Source organism: Pseudoalteromonas sp. NFXS53 (genome assembly GCF_056629255.1).
The window spans coordinates 502,491-521,706 of sequence record NZ_JBWVBR010000001.1; the positions used below are offsets into that span (position 1 = coordinate 502,491).

Genomic DNA, 19,216 nt, shown 5'->3' on the forward strand with positions numbered 1-19,216 from the left:
TGTTGAAGTTAACTGTTGTACTGTTAAAGACAGAGAATTGTTCAATTAAATTTCATAAAGAAGTCACTTTAATTTCTTAGTTGGAAATAAATTATTGTCGCTAATCATTATTCGCTCTTGGATGGACATAAACTGATTGCAGAGAATCTTTGTAGTGCTTGACGCAGTTCTTACCTTGCTCTTTGGCTAAAAACAGCGCTTTATCGGCTCCGGTTAATAAGCGTTTTGGCGATAAGTTTTCATCTGCCAGTGACGTATGGATACCGATGCTCAACGTTTGATGTTCTGGCCACTTTGATTCGTCATTAAAGAATTGCTTACGCAATCTTTGCGCAAATTGCAGCGAATCTTTAGGGCCTAAGTTAGGGCATATCAATATAAACTCATCCCCGCCCCAACGTACAATATGATCATATTGTCTCGAGTGGCTTTTTAAAAATTGAGCTAAAAACACGAGTGCTTTATCACCCATTTCGTGACCATATTCGTCATTAATTAATTTGAAGTTATCAAGGTCGATTAAGATTAATGACAGTGGCTGTTTTCTATGTTCGCATTGCTGTAATTCAACTTCTAGGGCGCTGTCAAAGGCTCTCCTGTTGAGTAAGCCGGTTAGGTGATCTGTGGTGGCGTCAATAGTGAGTTGTTTGTGCACGGTTTTGTCTTTTATGACACAGACAGAATGAAATTGCTTGCCGATTAACTTATTGGCTAAAGAGACGGCAACTTCGATTTCACCTCTGTCTTTGGTTTTACAAAATAAGTTTGTATGTCTTTGTTCCATATTCAAAGATTGTGGCTTAGACATAAATTTGGCTCTTTCACTCAGGTGTGCTTGTTTAAATTGTTCAGGCACTAGCTGCTCTACGGTCATTTTACAGAGCTCGTCAGAGGTATAACCCAAAATAGTTGAAGCAGATTCATTGCTGCGAATAATCTTACCTTGCTCGTTGATGTATAAGATGCCATCGGGAGAGAGGTTCAAAATAGTATTAAGTTGTCTTGAAGAGCGATATTCTTTTCTAAGAAACTTCAGAGTAAATAGGCTCGAGATCAGGAGTAAAGGCAATAATATGGTGAGTAGAATAATGTTACGTTGATTAATTTGTTTTGTTTCTTGTGCGGTTTGAGTTTTAAGTGTTTTTAATTTGGGTAAAATTGCGAGTCGCAGAGTTTCAAGTGCGGCTTGAGCGCGACTGTCATCGACTTTTACCAGCTCATCAAGCTGTGCAATATCCAAGTGTTGATTGTCTCGGGCATAGAGCAGTTTTTGATAATAAAGCTCAAGGGTTTCAAGGACAGCGGCTATATGTTGATCTGAGCTTGGGTCATTTAAAGTATTTTTTAATTGAGCAAGAGAGGCTTTACTTTTAACGTAGCGTCTTTCTGCTTGGTCAAAATAATGAGGCTCTCTGCGAATAACATAGTTTTTAAAATGGTGAATAAAACCGACATAGCCAAAATTTCTTTCCAGCTCAGCTAGTTCAATGGCATTCACAACTTTAATGGTGGCTTTGCCATCCCAGTTTTCTTGTAAGGCATCTGTACTGTTAATTTGTAATATCGTAAAAACGATCAAAGACACATTCACTAAAACAGTAAGGAGTATCACTAACATGAAATTAAGATTGATTTTTTTCATTGTCTTCCGTGTGAATAAACTAAAACGACGCTTATTAAATTTAGTTCATACTTAACAGTTAGTACAAAGTATAAGGTATATAGTTTATTCGGCCTTACCAAGCTTAAATGGTATTTATTAACTTTAAGCTGTTTTAACTTTTTAAAATAATAATGAAAACGCTCATCAATCTTAAACTGAGCACTAATGGATATTAAGTGCTTTTTTAAACTTATATTTTACAGAGCGCCAATGAGTCATTGGGGTGGTGGGCGCTGACTCTATCAAACTGTCGAAGTCTATATCAGCAAAGTCTAACTCGCCGTCATGAGCCAAAATAACAGACTTGGGCTGAAGTAATTTAATGGCCAGCAACGAGTTGCGGTAACGTCGCGGATAAAACAGTGGAAACGGTGGAATTAACTTGCCTTTTACTTTAACCATTAAATCAGCCACATAAACACGCTCTGATGGAATATGATAAGCGGCAATGTCGCGGTCGGTGTGACCAGGAATGTGCATGACTTGCCAGTCATCAAACCCTGGTATGGTCATGCCGTCTGCGAGAAAATGGTCGGCGCGCAACTTTCTTGGATAAAACAGATTTTGTTTTTTCTTCCCTTTTCGACCAGCAACATAAAGCGCGAGTAGCATATCAGTCCAATGCATTAACACGCCATCTAAGCCACGATACCAGTCCCCCGGCGCATTACATGCCGCAATTTTTGCCCCTGTGGTTTTAGCGAGTTTATGTGCGCCACCGGCATGATCTGGGTGCATATGAGTAACTAAAATAATTTTTAAATCACTGAGCGGGCGATTTAATTTTTGCTGAATAAACTCAGTGACGACATCATGATCAGCTCGACAACAACCATCTAATAACATGAGTTTGTTATTGTCTTCAACGAGATAAATGGTTTGGATATACCCTTCAAGCTGATGAATATTCATAGTTTACTCTAAAAAATTATGGCAAAAAAATGGACGCTAAAAAACAGCTATGATTGCATAGCCGTCTTTATTTATAGCGTGATTTAATGTTTAGTGTAAAGACTCTATTTTTGCAAAGGCACCTATCACAGTATTAAATCACTCACTCATCATGTCACTTTCTCTCTCCAGAGTTTTATGAGCCAGACCATCAGCAAAGAACTGTGGCGCTGTTGTAAAGTTATGCCAGAGTTGATGTTCGACGCTGTTTAAAGATGCGGGTTGATAGTCAGGTAATTTAGCGATGCGTGTAGCAACAGAGTAATGCACGAGAGGTTTTAATTGGTGACTAATTTGCTCATTTTCTATGACGCAACAGCGTCGATCATCTAGTGAGATCCATTCAAGTACCGAATTACGACTTTGTTGATGACTTTTTCCAAGCGGGTTTGGGGTACAAAACAAGTCGTCAATTTGAATTGTTTGTTGTAACGCGTCGGGACAAAGAGATTGAAGTTGGCTTTGTGTGGGTACCCTTAAATTGAAATGCGCTAAACAGTGGTAAGCTTGGTTATGATTGAGCCATTGCATTGCAAAGTTCAAACACACGTCAGATAGAGCGTCATGATAATAGCCTCCGCCGATGTTTGAGTGTGCGCCAGCAAACCATAATTCAAGCACTTTGTTAGCTTCATGATTCATCAAAGTTGGTTGGAAAGCTTTGCGTTTTTCATCGAGGCTCACTAAATGTAGTGCTTTCTTAACAATATCAGCCAGCTTATGGCCGTGTTCAAACACGACGTCAAAACGAGGTCTATTCTGGGTGCTTAAATCTGGCAATCCCATACTTGCAACGGTATCGAATACACACAGGTAAACAAAAGCGTCAGTGTTTTTATCTACATTAGATTGAATGAGTGTCACAAAGCGTCTCGCTATGGCAGCACCACGAGAAAATCCTGTGACTAAAAGAGTGTCACCTTGTTGGTAATGTTGACAAAAATCTTCAACAGCACGATTTAAAATGCTTGTGACATCTGCACTTTGCGGCGCTAACCCTTGATTGATGAGTTTGCTCAACCAGTTGCCGTAAGTGCCCACACCTTGATAGTAGAAGCAACGGTGAATACGACTTTGCAGGCAGTGACCTCTTAAATCGCTGCCAGAATACAAATTACCACCTAGCATTAGGTGTAATTTCAAAATATTACTGATGCTCTCATCTTTAAATTGATCAGAGATTACACCTTGATCAGCGTCTTTGGGTTCATTTCCTGTGCCATCAAAATTAAAGACTAACAAGCGACTCACAAATAAATCCTTTATTTATATATGTTTTTCAAGCAGTTGAGCATAACTGAATTTGAGCTTAGTTGTGTAGTTTTATTTGGAACGTTCAGGCACTTATTCTAAATGATATTGCAAATAAATATCATTTAGAATAATCTGTTGCGGAATTTCCAATAATAAACGCTTGAGGCGCTCTCATGAAAAGTCGTATTTTTAAATTAAATACTCTCTTTGTGGCCACTACTATGGCCCTTTCTTACCCTGTTTTAGCGGATAATGCTGATAAAAAAATCGAAAAGATAGAAGTACTGGGTGATAAACACAGTAACTATTTAGCTGTAGAGGCGGAGTCGGCATCAAAGCTTGGACTTTCAATTAAAGAAACACCTCAAACGGTACATGTAGTAACACGCGCATTGATGGACGACTTTTCATTGGATGATGTAAACCAAGTACTTGAAACAACGCCTGGTGTATCGGTTGAAAAAATAGAAACTGACCGAACTTATTATAAAGCGCGTGGCTTTGATATTTTAAACTTCCAAGTTGATGGACTGGGTTTACCGCAAGATCAAGGTGCACTGCAAGGCACGATAGATACAGCTATTTATCAGCGCGTTGAAGTTGTGATGGGCGCAAACGGTATGATGACTGGGGCGGGTAATCCATCTGCTACAGTGAATTTTATTCGTAAACGCCCAACGGATGACTTACGTGCCAATGTTTCTTTTACGGCGGGTTCTTGGGCAAATAAACGATTAGAAGCTGATGTATCAGGGCGCCTGAATGATTTAGTGTCTGCACGCGCTGTCGTTGTTAAGCAAAAGCGTGATTCGTATTTAGATCGTTACTCGGTCGACCGAGATGTATTTTACGGTATTACCGAGTTGGCGCTGAGTGACTCAACAACTTTAACCACCAGCTTAACTTATCAAAGTAATGATGCTGATAGCCCACTTTGGGGCGCATTAGCTTTATTTGATAATAAAGGGCAGCCAACAAACTATGATGTTTCAACGTCAACAGCTGCTGATTGGGCATATTGGAATAACACTTCAAAACAAGCATTTGTCGAGCTCGAACAATATATTGGTGATGATTGGAGTGTGGTAGCGCGTTATGCACATACGCAAAACGAACAAGACTCAAACCTTTTCTACGTTTATGGTACGCCAGATTCAGAAACAGGCTTAGGCTTAACAGGGTACGCCAGTGACTATCAGTTGCAGCAGCGCTTAAATCTATTTGATGTATATACCCGCGGTAGTTTTGAATTGTTTGGTCAAATACATTTAGTGGCATTGGGGGCCAGCGAAGCAGATATGGCTTATCGCGACCGCTCTCTGTACGATTATCAAACCGGAAATGGTTTTCCTGCTATGCCAAACATGCATGAATGGGATGGGGTAGCGCCAGTACCAACATTGGTTGATGTTAACCCTTCTGCGCCTGGCTCAGATGTTGACAGCGATCAAAGCTCACAATACGCATCGGCGCGTTTTTCGTTGTCTGAAGACTTAAAGTTATTAGCTGGTTTACGTCACACAGCTTGGCAAAGCAAGGGCATGTCTTACGGTAAGAATAAAGGCACCAAAGAAAGCGATCTAACTCACCATTTAGGTGCGGTGTACACCGTGAACGATAATGTGAACCTATATTCTTCATATAGCGAAACCTTTGCGCCTCAAACCGAAAAAGACGTTAACGGCAATCAATTAGCACCGATTGAAGGCGACACTAAAGAGTTGGGTATAAAAGCTGAATTGTTCGATGACAACATGATGGTGAACTTTGCCATTTTCAATGCTGAGCAAGTGAATATTGCAGTAGGTGATACGGTTAATTCAACCCCAGATAATAGTGTGTATATTGCAGCACCAGGCATTCAGTCTCAAGGCTATGAGCTAGAGATCAGTGGTGAACTAGGTTGGGGCGTAAGCGCCAATTTAGGTTACACCTACACAGATATTGATGTTTCTGACACATTGAATGCGGGTAACAGCGAAGCACAATTAGTGAAAGATTACACGCCAAAACAAGTCTTTAAGCTTGCTGTTAAACAAGACGTTGCTGCAGTTGAAGGCTTAAGCTTTGGTCTTAATATGCGTTGGCAAGACGACATCAGTCGTGTGCAAAATGCTGCAGCGAACTTTGTCACAAAGCAAGGTGCTTATGCGCTTGTGAATCTCATGGCCAGCTATGATGTGAACGAACAAGTGAATGTGACCTTTAATATCAATAATGCATTTGATGAAAAATACATTAATTCATTGTATTGGGCACAGGGGTTCTATGGTGCACCTCGTAACTATGCATTGACCCTAAACTGGTCGATGTAATTCTACACTTGAAGGCTGCGATCGCAGCCTTATCTATTTTAGCCTTCTGTCACATTATGGTTTTCAATTCATGAGAGGGCTTTAAAGGGGCATAAATTTATGAAAAAAACACTCCATTTATGGCATCGCTATCTTGGATTAGTCGTCGCCATTCCACTTATCATTATTTCTTTAACAGGCAGTATTTTAGTTTTTAAAGAAGAACTTGATCATTGGTTAATGCCAGAACTTGCAGTTGTTGCCGGCGAAACAGGGAACAGACTAAGTTATGACGAGTTAAGAGGTGAGCTCAACAACCAGCTTCAGGGCTATGAAATTGGCAGTTGGGAAGTCTTTGATGATGGTATAACAGCAGATCGTGTATATGTGCTCAAGCACGGTACGAGTGAATGGTTTAAAGTCTATCTTGATCAATACCAAGGGGTTGTACGCTCTGAGCCCGTTGCGGTCAATCATTACCTAACAGACTGGCTGCTTGATTTACACTATAAGTTTTTGATTGGTGATACCGGGCTGTGGGTTACGGGTGTCGCATCACTCATTTTGCTTTTTATGGGCATTTCCGGGCTAATTATTTATCGCCAGTTTTGGAAAAAGTTTTTTACCTTGAGACTAAAGGTGAAACGTATTGCATTATTTAGCGATATTCATAAGTTAGTTGGCATTTGGTCTGCGCCTATTTTGATAATCATTGGTTTTACAGGTGTGTATTGGAATATTTCTGAGATCATTCATCATGAGCTAGAACATGGTGAAGAACATCAGTATGTGGTCACTGAAAGACTTTATAATCACCAGCTTTCACTAGATGAAATGGTGACAGAATCAACTCAGCAAATGGGTGGGTTTAGGCCAACTTATTTACTTTTTCCATATGAGCCTGAACTTCAAGTCACATTCTTTGGAGAAGTAAATAACACCAGTTTTGTTACCAGCGAATATGCTTCTATGGTCACCTTTAATAAGCAAACAGGTGCGCGCATGCCGAATTATGATATTCGTGAAGCGCCGTTTTTTTTAGTGGCAGTTGATAGCTTTCGTAAGCTCCACTTTGGCTATTTTGCTGGTCTAACTAGCCGAATTATTTGGTGTATCATTGGCTTAACGCCACTTATTTTTGCTATTACAGGCTGCTATTTGTGGCTAAAAAGAAGAAGACCAAAGAAACGTGCGGTGAAAGTTGCACAGCCAATTTGAGCTGGCTTGAGCTCCACACAGAAATAAACTTACCGAATAAGCAATAATTAAGCCTCTTAAAAAGAGGCTTAATTATATTTGGGAGGACTAATTTAGGCTTGCTGTAGAGCAATAAATGCAGGTTCTTTGCGTAAGCCACTGAAATAAGACTCCCTATCGAGCTCTTCTTTAAGGGTGCTAGATAGAGTCAATGCGGTGCGAATATCTTCAAGGGCTTCTTGAACTTGTGCCAATTTAGATTTAGCACAGGCTCTTTGCCAGTAGGCAAGTGCATAATTACTATCAAGTTCAATAGCTTGATTTACAAGCGATAATGCCCAAGCATCATCATTCATATCTAATAATAAATCCGCTTTGTAAGTCAGAGCTTCAACGTCATGTGGATTGATTTCTAAAATTTGGTCGTAAATATTCAGCTTTTCTTGATCGCTTTTTTCAAGACCCGCTCGCATCCAAAGTGAGTGCACCATGTTGCTTTCGGATATGACTTTTTGTGCTTCAACAATCTGATTCGAACGCTCTTTAATGGTGTCTTCTAGTTGATTTAAGCGGTCTTCATATTTGGCAGTTAGCTTTTCAATACGTCGTGTCGTTGATGCTTCCATACTTTCTTTGATATCACGAATCGATTTCCATCCGAGTAAGACCAAGATAGAAGCGGCAGCGGTAATGATGTAAAAAATAGTATTGGTGGTGTCAGCAGTGTAACGGATCGCTCTGTCAGACGACTCTAATTTGGCATTGACGACTTTTTCAATCAGCTCTGCACGCGTAGCCTGTTGGTCTTGGCGCAGCTGTTTGAGCTCATCCAAAATATAGCGTTCAACAAGCGGTTTATAGAGTGGGGACTCAATCTGTTGCACGGTCTTTTCTGAGTCATTATCGGTTTTTGCGTGGCTGATAAATGTCAGCAATGTAAAAAGAATACTGAGTAATATTGCGTGAGGGCGCATCTTTAAGTTGGCTCCTTTAATTTGATTTACGTGATGCAAATCGTGAAGTTCAATCTTTACCTTAACAAAAATCGAGCTGTTTTTCTCTTCAATAACAGAATCTTGTTGGTGAAAGCTTGTTTTTTGTACTTTACTTAAGCGCAATGAATATATTTTGGATAAAGTTAGATGCTCTCTTTTATTAAGAATATTTTTGCACCAAATCAGACGTCCACATCATCGTCAGCAAGTGACGGACAAAGCTATTACCAGGCCGTATTAGAGCAAGCTATTGATGCGGTGGTATCGATAAACCAACATAACCAAGTGACTTTTTTCAACGCGGCAGCCGAAGCTCTTTGGGGTTATCAAAGAGAAGAAGTCATTGGCCAAAACGTAAAAATGTTGGTGCCTAAAGGTATACAGCCTCAGCATGACCAATTCGTAAATAAAAACAGAACATCTGGTATTAATAAAATTGTAGGCTCTGCAAGAGATGTAGAGATCAATCGAAAAGATGGCTCAAAACGCTGGGGCAAGTTGTCTTTATCGAAGTTTTCAATTGGAGATGAAATTCATTACACCGCCTTTTTAAGAGACATCACCGCAGAGCGCTTTCAAAGTGAATTTATTAAGCAGCTATTAGAAGACGCATTAGATGCCATAGTCAGTATTGATGAACACAATAATGTGATCCAATTCAACAAAGCGGCTGAGCAGCTTTGGGGTTACTCACGACAAGAAGTGATAGGACAAAACGTTAAAATGTTGGTGCCCGCCAACATACAAGCTAATCACGATAATTTTGTGAATGCCAATCGAAAAACGCGACAAGATAAAATAGTAGGCTCGAATCGAGAAGTTGAGATTTTCCGTAAAGATGGCACTAAGGTGTGGGGCAATTTATCCTTATGTCGTGTTGAGTGCGACGGTAAAATGCAATACACCGCGTTTGTCCGAGATGTGACTGAACAAAGAGTACAGCGAGAGTATTTAAATCAAGTGCTAGAGCAAGCAATTGATGCCGTCGTATCAATTAACCCAGACAATATAGTCACGCAGTTTAATGCCGCGGCTGAAGCACTTTGGGGGTATGACCGCAAAGAAGTGTTAGGCAAAAATGTGAAAATGCTGGTGCCGATGGATATTCAGCAAAATCATGATGCTTATGTAAATAAAAACCGCACAACGGGTCAGAATAAGATTGTCGGCACTAGTCGTGAGGTGCCTGTTTTTAGAAAAGATGGGTCGCAAGTGTGGGGCAGTTTGGCACTGTCTAAAGTGGTAATAGATGGAGATATTCATTACACCGCCTTTGTGCGTGATGTAACTGAAGAAGTTGCAAGGCGAACTACTTTCGAAACCTTGTCATTAGTGGCGAATAAAACTGACAACTCGGTGGTTATTACTGATGCTGAAGGCAAGATTGAATATATAAACCCGGGTTTTACTAAATTAACGGGTTATACCTTAGAAGAAGTGAGGGGCAAAAAGCCTGGTGACTTCTTACAAGGGCCAGATACCGATGCAAATACGGTAAAAAGAATTCGCGAAAAATTGAACGCACAAGAAGCCTTCTATGATGAAATTCTAAACTATGACCAAGATGGTGGCTCATACTGGATTTCGCTGGCGATTAATCCGGTATTTGATGCCGAAGGTACACTCACGAAATTTATTTCAGTTCAGGCGAATATCACCGAGACTAAAATGAAAGCGCTCGAATTTACCTATAAGCTGGATGCAATTAGCCGTGCAAATGCAGTGGCTGAGTTTTCTACTCAAGGTATTTTAGAGCAGGTGAATGAAAATTATTTGTCGGTGTTTAACTGCCATCAGGCCACTGATATGGTCGGTATGAGCTTAGAATCATTGTTACATCCAGACTTTATTTCATCACCTGAGTACCAAGATTTCAGTCAAAAGCTATCGAGCGGTGAGTTTGTGACCGGTGACTTTAAACACCAAACTCAGTCAGGGGAAGCGCGTTGGATCAACGCATCTTTCAACCCAATTTTTAATACCGCGGGTGAGATCACCAAAATCGTCATGTATGGTGAAGATGCAACCCAGCGTAAGCAAGGTACTGATACCATTGCTGAGGTGCTGTCTTATTTAGAGCAAGGCGATCTATTGCAAAGAGTCGAAGGCGACTTTGGCCCTGAGCTTAATTTGGTCAGAGATTCCCTCAATGCGTCAATTGAAAAACTTAAATCGACCTTAGTGTCTATTTTAGATCTCGCTGATAACGTGAGCTCTGGTGCATCGGAAATCTCAACAGGTAATGCCGATTTAAGTACGCGAGTTGAGTCACAAGCCTCCTCTTTAGAAGAAACCGCTGCAACGATGGAAGAGCTCACGGCATCGGCGAAAAATAATGCTGAAAATGCTCAAAACGTTAACACACACGCGCAGCAAACCAGTGATGCGGCTGAACGTGGCCGTGAAGTTGTCAAAGGCGCCATTGATGCGATGGGAGAAATTTCTGATTCGAGCAAACGTATTTCTGACATCGTTGGTATGATTGACGAAATAGCTTTCCAAACCAACTTACTGGCACTAAATGCCGCAGTGGAAGCAGCAAGGGCTGGCGAGCAGGGGCGCGGTTTTGCGGTGGTTGCCGGAGAGGTGCGAAATCTAGCCCAGCGTTCATCTTCTGCAGCCAAAGAAATTAGTACCCTGATCCAAGATTCGGTCAGAAAAGTTGAAGAGGGCACAGTGCTGGTAAATCGCTCTGGTGAATCCCTCGATGAAATTACCGCTTCAGTTAGAGAGGTGATGTCGATGATCAAAGAGATCACCGATGCCAGTAATAACCAACTCAATGGTATTCAGCAAGCCTCGTCGGCGGTGTCTGAGATGGACGAAATGACTCAGAAAAATGCCGCTTTAGTAGAGGAAGTGACAGCAGCAAGTACCGAGATGAGCGAGCGAGCACAAGATATGCACAAAGATCTGAGCTTCTTTAAAACACAGTAATGGTTAGGCAAAGAGAGTATTTGAATAAAACGGCGTGTTCTTATCACGCCGTTTTAAATGAATTAAGCTACTGCTGGAATTCGTAAACCGAGCCTAAGTTCATAATTTGTGTCAGTTCATCTAACGCGTGTTGAGATTCCTGCATTAAACTTGGATCTGCTAAGTCAGCTTCAACTAAGCGATCACGATAATGTTTATTTACCCACTGGGTTAATCTGTCGTATAGCAAATCGGTCATTAAACAATTTGGGTTAACTGCGTTTAATTCTTGTTGTGATAATGCAACTCTTAATCTCAGACAAGCCGGTCCTCCGCCATTTTGCATACTTTGTTTTAAGTCCATATAAATGACTTCGTTGATAGGGTTGCTGGCTTGGCAAAGTGCCGCCAAATAGCGCTCTACAGAATCAATTGTTTGGCATTCACTCGGTGCAATCAATGCCATGCCACCATTTGGCAAGCTCACTAACTGGCTGTTAAAGATATAGCTTTTAACAGCTTCATCAACACTCAAGTCTGCGTCAATGACTTCGATTAAATGTAACGGGCGCGTGCCAGTGTAATTTTGTCTGATTTGCGCAATGACTTTTTTCTGTTGATAGAAAGCCTGCTCATGAAATAAAAAGACATTTTCATTACCAATGGCAATCACATCGTTATGGAATACACCTTGATCTATGACTTCTGGGTTCTGCTGAATATACAGGGTTTGTGCTGGATCTAGTAAATGACTGCGGGCAATTGCTTCACTGGCTTGGCGAGTTTGTCTCGCCGGAAAAACTTGCGGTTTTACTTTGCTGTTCATGTCTTCGCCATACACAAAAAGCGCTAACCCTGGATGACCATAACTGTCGGCTAAACGGGTATAATTTGCAGCGCCTTCATCACCAAACAAAGCATGTTGAGGCAAAGGGGCATGATGCTTGAACACAGAGTCATTCGCAAAAGTGGCTTTTAAAATGTTGCTGGTGGTTTTGGCTTCAATGGCTCGGTGAATTTTATTATTCAAATTCGCTGGGGTGAAATGCACTTTTCCGTCGCCACTGTCTGCACTCGGTGACACGGTTGCCGCATTGGCTGTCCACATAGAAGATGCTGAATAACAGGCTTTCAAAAATTGCGGGGCTGATTTTGCTGCTTGTGAAATAACATTGGCATCTGAGCCTGAAAAGCCAAGGCTTCTTAATGTGATTAAATCAGGTCGAGCATTGGGCGCTAATACACCTTGATGTAACCCCATCTGGTTAAGCGTATGCATTTTTTCTAAACCCTGTAGCGCAGCTTTTTTTGGATTTGCGACTCTATTGGCATTCGACTTAGATGCCACGTTGCCATATGACAGCCCGGCATAATTATGTGTTGGTCCAACTAACCCATCAAAATTGACTTCAGTGTAATTCATAGTTGCCTCATTGTGGTGCAATCGTGCACTAATTCAGTGTTGTTTTTATCCCGATAGTTAGTTCTATAATTAAAAACTCAATTATTTCATTGGTTTATTTTTGAATTAACTACATTTAGCTATAATTAGTTCAAGCTATGTGCCAAGCGGCTTTAATAAACAGAATAAAGACGATTAATCCTGTATATTTCTATGGCTGTGACTGAGTCACAATAGTCAATAAGTGGTACAGACCTAAAAAAGGATAAATTATGCTCGCGAAATTAAGTGCGCTTTTGAACCATGCCATTTTTACATTCAATGAAGAACCGCTCACCGTTGGTGAAGTACTGATCATTCCTTTATGGCTGATATTGAGCTTCTGGCTAGTGCGAGTGATCGTTAAATCTGTCGAAAAGCGTTTAGCAGCGAAAAAGCGAGACCCCAATATCATTCAGCTAATTCGTAAAATCATCGTCATCGTGTCTTTGGCGATTATCTTCTTAACGACGCTGTCGATGCTTAATGTGCCGATCACGGCATTCGCGTTTTTATCAGGGGCGATTGCAATCGGCTTTGGTTTTGGTGCGCAAAACATCATTAATAACTTTATCAGTGGCTGGATTTTAATTGGTGAAAAACCCATTCGTATTGGTGATTTTTTAGAGGTTGAGGGAGTTAAGGGCATTGTTGAAGAAATAAATACCCGCTCAACACGGATCCGTCGTGTTGATGGCGTACATATGCTCATCCCAAACAGCAAATTGCTTGAAAATACAGTGGTGAATTGGACGTTAAGAGACAGATTAGTGCGTGGTACGGTGAGAATAGGCGTGGCTTATGGTTCTGATTGTGAGCAAGTCGCAAAGCTCATGTTAGCAGCTACCAAAGCCCATGACAAAGTGTTGGATGACCCTGAGCCTTCCGTATTTTTCTTAGACTTTGGTGATAATGCATTGATCTTTGAGTCTTATTTTTGGATCAACTCAACTGTCGAAGGTGGACTGAGGCTCGTCTCTAGTGATATTCGTTTTGCCTTAGATAAAGCATTTAAAGACGCTGATATCGTGATTGCCTTCCCACAAAGAGATATTCATATCGATGGTGAATTGAAAATCACCAGATAAAGCATAAATAAAAAGGGCTCATCGTGAGCCCTTTTTAGAATGAGGAGGTTGCCAAAATAGTGCTAGAGGTTTTAGGTTGCATTACTTGCCTGTCCCGTTTCCTTAGGCATCAGTGCAAAAGCAGTTTTATTACTCAGCCTTTTCGATATATGCCAATACATCAGCCAGTGTTTTAAATGTATTGTACTCACCTGCGATCATTTCTTCATTCACGCAATCAAGTAGCTGTTTCTCATCTTTGTCACCGTAAGCCTCAACACAGTATAAATACGCGTCTTTTACTTCCCATGGCGAAGCATTTTCAGACTCGGCGGCATTGACTAAGGTCATTGCAGATGCAAACAAAAAGACAACACATAAAAGGTATTTCATCGTTTTTCCTAGTGAGGTTATTTCCGAGATAAATTTATGGTGGAAATTCCAAAAAGAAAAACTAAAAAGTTTTTATTTCACGACAATTATTATTTGTTTTTCAAACTTTAAATCTTCTTTTATGTTTGCTTTGTCCCTAGCTTGTTAGGGCCTACATTTTGGAGACAGTTATGATTGCGGATATTCGTCCGGGAAGTAAAAAGTTTTATGCTGAAGAGCACTTCTTTGGGGGTATTGACCGTTCTGGGTTTTTTACAATCTCAGAGGCAAATTATTTAATTCATTATGGGCATACACTGAAAGGTCTTTATGACGGTTCGTTGATGCCAGAAACTGAAACAGAACACAAATTTGTGGCGGCATTAAGTTCGCAAGAACCCGTTTTGCTTTACGAGCACAAGTTGTGGCAGAAGTTTTTATATGCGGTTTATCGCGCTTCTCACCGCTCAAGCGCTGTGAGTAATAGCAAAGGGTCGATGAGCCCAAGTGATTACTATAATGAGATGTTCCATGATGCGTATTAGTTGTGACTCACTCAGAAATGACAAACAAGAAAGACGTAATAAGAAGATGCGTGATGAAAAACGCAAAAAACAAAAGCGAAGTTATATCGAAGCCGATAAACCAAAGTGGCGTTAATTTAAAACAGTATTAAGGCCCTCATAATTTAGTGTCTTCATTGCCCTTGGTAAATGACTATTCGGATGTGGTTATTTATGCAAGGGTAATTTTATTCGCGTTATGAAATAGACGACGCTAAGATTCTATAAGCGCCCTGAATCATAACGAATAAAGTCATTGTCATTCACAATTTATTTAACAAGAAATAATAATGACGACATCCAGCACGGAACCTGTAATGGAAAAAATGAATACCACACAACGCGTTTATAATTTAAAGTCACAAGCTCAAGTGTCGCTTGAGTCTCTTGATCAAAGCCAGCCTTTTTGGGTACATCTAGATTATAGTGAAGCGCATGCAGTTGAGTGGATTGAACACGCTGCGTTTTTATCTGAAACAGTAAAAGAAGCTCTCATTTCTGAAGAAACTCGCCCTAGAGCACAGTTTTTTGGTAGTGGTTTGTTTGTTTCTTTACGCGGTATTAACTTAGCGAAATCGGCAAAACCAGAAGATATGGTGTCTATTCGACTTTATATCACTGAAAATTGCGTGGTTTCGACAGCGCACAGGCGTATTTTTTCAGTATCAGAAATTGCAGCTTTACTGAATCAAGCTGAGGGCCCCAAAACGAGCTCTGAATGGCTCGTGAGTATGATTGAACACTTAACTGATAACATGTCTGATACGGTTCATTTTATTGATGACAAACTCGGTGAATATGAAGACTCGGTATTGACGGGAGAGCAAGCGAGCTTTCAATCTGAGTTGGCTAATTTACGCAGGCAAATTATCGCGATTCGTCGTCATTTATCGCCGCAGAGAGAGGCTTTACAGTCATTACTTCATGATAAAAACATTCTGCTAAGCAGTGAATGTAAACACCAAATTCGTGAATCGCTTGACCATATTACGCGCTATATCGAAGAGTTAGATTCATGCAAAGAGCGTGCAGCCGTATTGCAAGAAGAGATTAATGTGCGAGTTGGACAGATCATGAATGACCGCATGTATGTGTTGTCGATTGTGGCTGCGATTTTCTTACCGCTTGGTTTTTTAACCGGGTTATTAGGCATTAATGTGGGTGGAGTGCCAGGTACAGATAATCCAATGGCTTTCTACATATTCAGTGGCATGCTGTTTGTTTTAGTGGTGGCACAAGTGATTTATTTTCGCCGCAATAAATGGGTGAGTTAAACTGAAATAGACACAATTCCTCAATGCTGATCAGCTATGGCCGATCAGCATATTACTGAATAATACTAAGGCATAGCCAAATACAGCACCAAGCGGAGGCCCCCAATGTTTTTTGAGCTTAGACTGCGGTGCTATATCTTGGAATATTAAGTATAAGATCCCGCCAGATGCAAAGAGCATGATAGCGCCTAACATGGCTTGATGTCCTGCCAACACGTAATAACCAAACAACCCAGATAAAGGGCCCAATGGCACCAGTAAGAACATAATCATTAAAGTGGTTTTAGTACTCTTATTTTGTTCTTTTAATTCGCGAAAAGCGTTAAAACCCTCAGGCAAATTTTGCAAACCGATCAGCAGAGCGAGCATTAAAGCGGTTGATGATCCTGTGGCGACCAGACCACCTAATGCAATTGCTTCTGGCACAAAATCTAAAGTCATACCCATTAGTTGAGGTGATTCGCGTCGTTTGAGTCCAAGTTGTCGCTCTATAAAGAAAAAACTCAGCGCACCTAATAACAAAATCGCAATTGCAATGAACTGACTTGGTAAATTATGCATGCCTTCAGGCACTAATACAGTTGTTACGGCACCCAATAAAATGCCACCGCCAAATGCGATAAGAAAATGTCTCAGCTCTTTTTCTAGCCAATAAGGGCGAATAGATTCAATACTGGCAATTAAACCGCCAACAGGGATACATAATCCAGCTAGGCTGGTGAGAAGAATAATATTTAGATATTCGGGCATATTTGCGCAGCCATTCAAGTTACCTATCAAAGCAAAGCCTCTTCAATATAGAAGATTAATTCAGCTCTGTTAAGGGTTTTATTACAAGTGTTTAGCTTTACATTATGGTGGTTGGCGACTAGCTTTTTATATTAACCGTGTGGCTGAAAACATACAAATTTGCCACTTGGAAGTTGGTTGCCATTTTATATTTATCCCATCCAAAGAGATGCCATGCAATTATCAACAGTCACGTTATTATTAATGAGTGGTGTCGGTGTATTTACTTCTGCCGTTTCTTTGATTTTTCTGTGGTTGGCAAACAGAGATATCACAGCGGTGCGTTATTGGGCCATATCATCTTGTTTCCTGATGACAGGCTTATTGTTATTTAATAGCCAAAGTGTGTTACCAGAAGCGCTTAAATATGTACTCCCTAATTTTGTGGTACAAACGTCATTTTTGTTTATTTTACAGGGTACTTACCGAGCTTGTGAGCAAAGTATTCCAAAAGTTGAACTCGCAACGTTGATAACTTGTTACGTCGTACTGCATCTTATTCTGACCTTTATTTACCCTAGTTACCCTTTACGGTTCACGCTTGGAGTAACGACTGTTGTGATTTTTCTGAGTTGGGTCTTGTGGTGTTTATATCGCCATAGCCGAGGGCGTTTTAAGGTCTCCAGCTTTTTAATACTACTCAGTGTGGTGATTTTATTTGTGGTGTCGTTCAATAAGATCATCGATATGAATTGGCAAGGGGTTAATAATCTGCAACAAGATGACTCTATAAAAGCCCAGTGGTTTATTATTGCTGTGTTCATGAGTCAGCTATTGTTTAATTTCGCGTTTGCGATCATGACGGGTGAAATAAGAAATAACAAAAATAAATCAGTACAAAAACAACTTATCACTGCCAATGAAGCCTTGAAAATTGAAAAAGCACGAGCAGAGAAACATTCAAAACTCAAATCTGAATTCTTGGCAAACATGAGTCATGAGATCAGAACGCCCATTAATGGGGTGATAGGGTGTTTGGAGCTTTTACAAAATACCCCTCTGTCAAAACAACAAGATCAATACACAGAGCTCGCTCATGCGAGTGCAAACTCATTGCTTGGTGTGATAAATGACATTTTAGACTTTTCAAAGATTGAATCAGGAAAGCTAGAAATTAACAATGAACCGGTTGAGCTAATTGCATTATTAGACAGTGTCGCCAAATCATTCGCCATAGCGTTAAGTAGCAAACCAGTTATGTTATTTGTCGATTGTCACCAAGTCACAGATCATAATTTACAACTAGATCCAGTCAGAGTTCGGCAAATACTCAATAATTTATTGAGCAATGCGATTAAGTTTACCGAGAAAGGGCATGTCAAACTTGAGCTCATGTCTGAATTACAAGAAGGAGGCAGAGTCCGGTTAACTGGCAAAGTTATAGATACTGGGATCGGGATAGATAGCCAAGCTCAAGATAAATTATTCAATGCATTCAGCCAGTGTGATGCATCAACAACTCGATTATATGGTGGAACAGGGCTTGGGCTCGTGATTGTAAAGCGCTTATGTAATTTGATGGCAGGCGATGTGACACTAGTATCAAGCTCACCTGAAAAAGGCACTGAATTTGTTTTTTCTTTAGTTGCCGAACGGGATGGGTCTAAGTCAAGTGATAACTGTGAATTACAGATACCTAAGTCTATTGGGTTATATAGCCCTAGCTCCACTTTTGCTGAAATCATAGAAAGTCAGCTTGTAGCAAAAGGTTTACCCCTTAAATTGCTGACACCTAAATCTTTGCATCAATCCTCATGTGATTTAATCATTTTAGATTTGGTGAATTGCTCTGAATCAGGTTTAGAAAGTACTTACTTAATTGAAAGTGCACGAAGACAAGCGAAGCAGACCTGCATTATTTGTAATGTTAATAGTGATTTTCCAAATAGTCAGTTAGCGAGAGAGTCTGCTTGTCGCGTGTTTTATCATCCCTTTACCTGTTTTGACTTGATGCAGATATTTACAGAAAAAGCATTCGAAAATAACTATAAATCAACTCAATCAGAGCCCGTTGAAACGTCGCAATCTTTAGCTGGGCTTTCTGTGCTGCTTGCCGAAGATAATAAGGTAAATCAACTAGTAGCCACTAAAATACTCAGTAATTGGCAAGTTAAATATAAAATAGCGAATTCAGGGAGAGAAGTGCTCGATATGCTTGAACATGCAACACCAGAGCAATTTGATGTAATTTTAATGGATTGCCAAATGCCTATTCTCGATGGTTATCAAACGACAAAAGAGATCCGAGAAAACCCACGCTATAAAGTGTTTAAAGATATTCCAATTATTGCGCAAACAGCCAATGCAATGAGCGGTGATAAAGAAAAATGTTTAGCTGAAGGTATGAGTGGTTATGTGAGTAAACCAATAGATGCAAATATGCTTTACCAAACAATCCTCTCATTTTTTAGTAATAACGAAAAAAGGCAAGGTTAACCTT

15 protein-coding genes are annotated in these 19,216 nt (G+C 40.4%); 8 read left to right on the plus strand and 7 right to left on the minus strand.

What is annotated here, in order from left to right; genetic code table 11:
• Positions 1–100: 100 nt before the first annotated feature.
• From AC1HJP_RS02055 to AC1HJP_RS02065, 3 genes are all read right to left on the minus strand, one after another.
• Entirely contained in the window at positions 101–1,642 is a 1,542-nt protein-coding gene (locus AC1HJP_RS02055; protein ID WP_480360012.1) for a sensor domain-containing diguanylate cyclase, read from the minus strand.
• A 183-nt stretch (positions 1,643–1,825) separates the two neighbouring features.
• Entirely contained in the window at positions 1,826–2,575 is a 750-nt protein-coding gene (locus AC1HJP_RS02060) for an MBL fold metallo-hydrolase (protein WP_480360013.1), read from the minus strand.
• 138 nt (positions 2,576–2,713) lie between these two features.
• The gene (locus AC1HJP_RS02065; RefSeq protein ID WP_480360014.1) at positions 2,714–3,865 is read right to left on the minus strand and encodes a phospholipase effector Tle1 domain-containing protein; all 1,152 of its coding nucleotides are present in this window, start codon (positions 3,863–3,865) and stop codon (positions 2,714–2,716) included.
• Positions 3,866–4,041: 176 nt separating this feature from the next.
• Here AC1HJP_RS02065 and AC1HJP_RS02070 point away from each other — a divergent pair, with 176 nt between their 5' ends.
• Together AC1HJP_RS02070 and AC1HJP_RS02075 are read left to right on the plus strand one after the other, a co-directional pair.
• The gene (locus AC1HJP_RS02070; protein WP_480360015.1) at positions 4,042–6,183 is read left to right on the plus strand and encodes a TonB-dependent siderophore receptor; all 2,142 of its coding nucleotides are present in this window, start codon (positions 4,042–4,044) and stop codon (positions 6,181–6,183) included.
• A gap of 99 nt (positions 6,184–6,282) precedes the next feature.
• The gene (locus AC1HJP_RS02075) at positions 6,283–7,380 is read left to right on the plus strand and encodes a PepSY-associated TM helix domain-containing protein (protein WP_480360017.1); all 1,098 of its coding nucleotides are present in this window, start codon (positions 6,283–6,285) and stop codon (positions 7,378–7,380) included.
• Between the two features lie 92 nt (positions 7,381–7,472).
• Here the strand turns inward: AC1HJP_RS02075 and AC1HJP_RS02080 are convergent, their stop codons facing one another.
• A complete protein-coding gene (locus AC1HJP_RS02080; protein WP_480360019.1) occupies positions 7,473–8,333 on the minus strand; it encodes a tetratricopeptide repeat protein in 861 nt (286 codons plus the stop codon).
• A 168-nt stretch (positions 8,334–8,501) separates the two neighbouring features.
• Between AC1HJP_RS02080 and AC1HJP_RS02085 the strand changes: the two genes are divergently transcribed.
• Entirely contained in the window at positions 8,502–11,291 is a 2,790-nt protein-coding gene (locus AC1HJP_RS02085) for a methyl-accepting chemotaxis protein (protein WP_480360021.1), read from the plus strand.
• Between the two features lie 67 nt (positions 11,292–11,358).
• Here AC1HJP_RS02085 and astB read toward each other — a convergent pair whose 3' ends face one another.
• Complete coding sequence (gene astB, locus AC1HJP_RS02090) at positions 11,359–12,693, minus strand: N-succinylarginine dihydrolase (protein WP_480360023.1); 1,335 nt, start codon at positions 12,691–12,693, stop codon at positions 11,359–11,361.
• A gap of 251 nt (positions 12,694–12,944) precedes the next feature.
• Between astB and AC1HJP_RS02095 the strand changes: the two genes are divergently transcribed.
• Positions 12,945–13,799 carry a mechanosensitive ion channel family protein gene (locus AC1HJP_RS02095; RefSeq protein WP_480360025.1) on the plus strand — a complete coding sequence of 285 codons (855 nt, stop codon included), beginning with the start codon at positions 12,945–12,947 and terminating at the stop codon, positions 13,797–13,799.
• Between the two features lie 129 nt (positions 13,800–13,928).
• Here AC1HJP_RS02095 and AC1HJP_RS02100 read toward each other — a convergent pair whose 3' ends face one another.
• Positions 13,929–14,171 (minus strand): hypothetical protein, encoded by a 243-nt coding sequence (locus AC1HJP_RS02100; protein ID WP_480360027.1) that lies wholly within the window; start codon positions 14,169–14,171, stop codon positions 13,929–13,931.
• A gap of 170 nt (positions 14,172–14,341) precedes the next feature.
• Between AC1HJP_RS02100 and maoP the strand changes: the two genes are divergently transcribed.
• The 3 genes from maoP (at position 14,342) to AC1HJP_RS02115 (ending at position 15,987) form a co-directional block, all read left to right on the plus strand.
• Complete coding sequence (gene maoP, locus AC1HJP_RS02105) at positions 14,342–14,695, plus strand: DUF413 domain-containing protein (RefSeq protein WP_480360029.1); 354 nt, start codon at positions 14,342–14,344, stop codon at positions 14,693–14,695.
• A complete protein-coding gene (locus AC1HJP_RS02110) occupies positions 14,682–14,810 on the plus strand; it encodes a hypothetical protein (RefSeq protein ID WP_480360031.1) in 129 nt (42 codons plus the stop codon). Before maoP ends, AC1HJP_RS02110 begins: the two co-directional genes overlap by 14 nt.
• Positions 14,811–15,030: 220 nt before the next feature.
• Entirely contained in the window at positions 15,031–15,987 is a 957-nt protein-coding gene (locus AC1HJP_RS02115) for a zinc transporter ZntB (protein WP_480360033.1), read from the plus strand.
• 30 nt (positions 15,988–16,017) lie between these two features.
• Here the strand turns inward: AC1HJP_RS02115 and AC1HJP_RS02120 are convergent, their stop codons facing one another.
• Positions 16,018–16,737, minus strand: coding sequence for a ZIP family metal transporter (locus AC1HJP_RS02120; protein ID WP_480360035.1), 720 nt, complete (start codon positions 16,735–16,737; stop codon positions 16,018–16,020).
• Positions 16,738–16,950: 213 nt separating this feature from the next.
• Here AC1HJP_RS02120 and AC1HJP_RS02125 point away from each other — a divergent pair, with 213 nt between their 5' ends.
• On the plus strand, positions 16,951–19,212 hold the full coding sequence (locus AC1HJP_RS02125; protein WP_480360037.1) for an ATP-binding protein: 2,262 nt from the start codon (positions 16,951–16,953) through the stop codon (positions 19,210–19,212).
• Positions 19,213–19,216 lie beyond the last annotated feature (4 nt).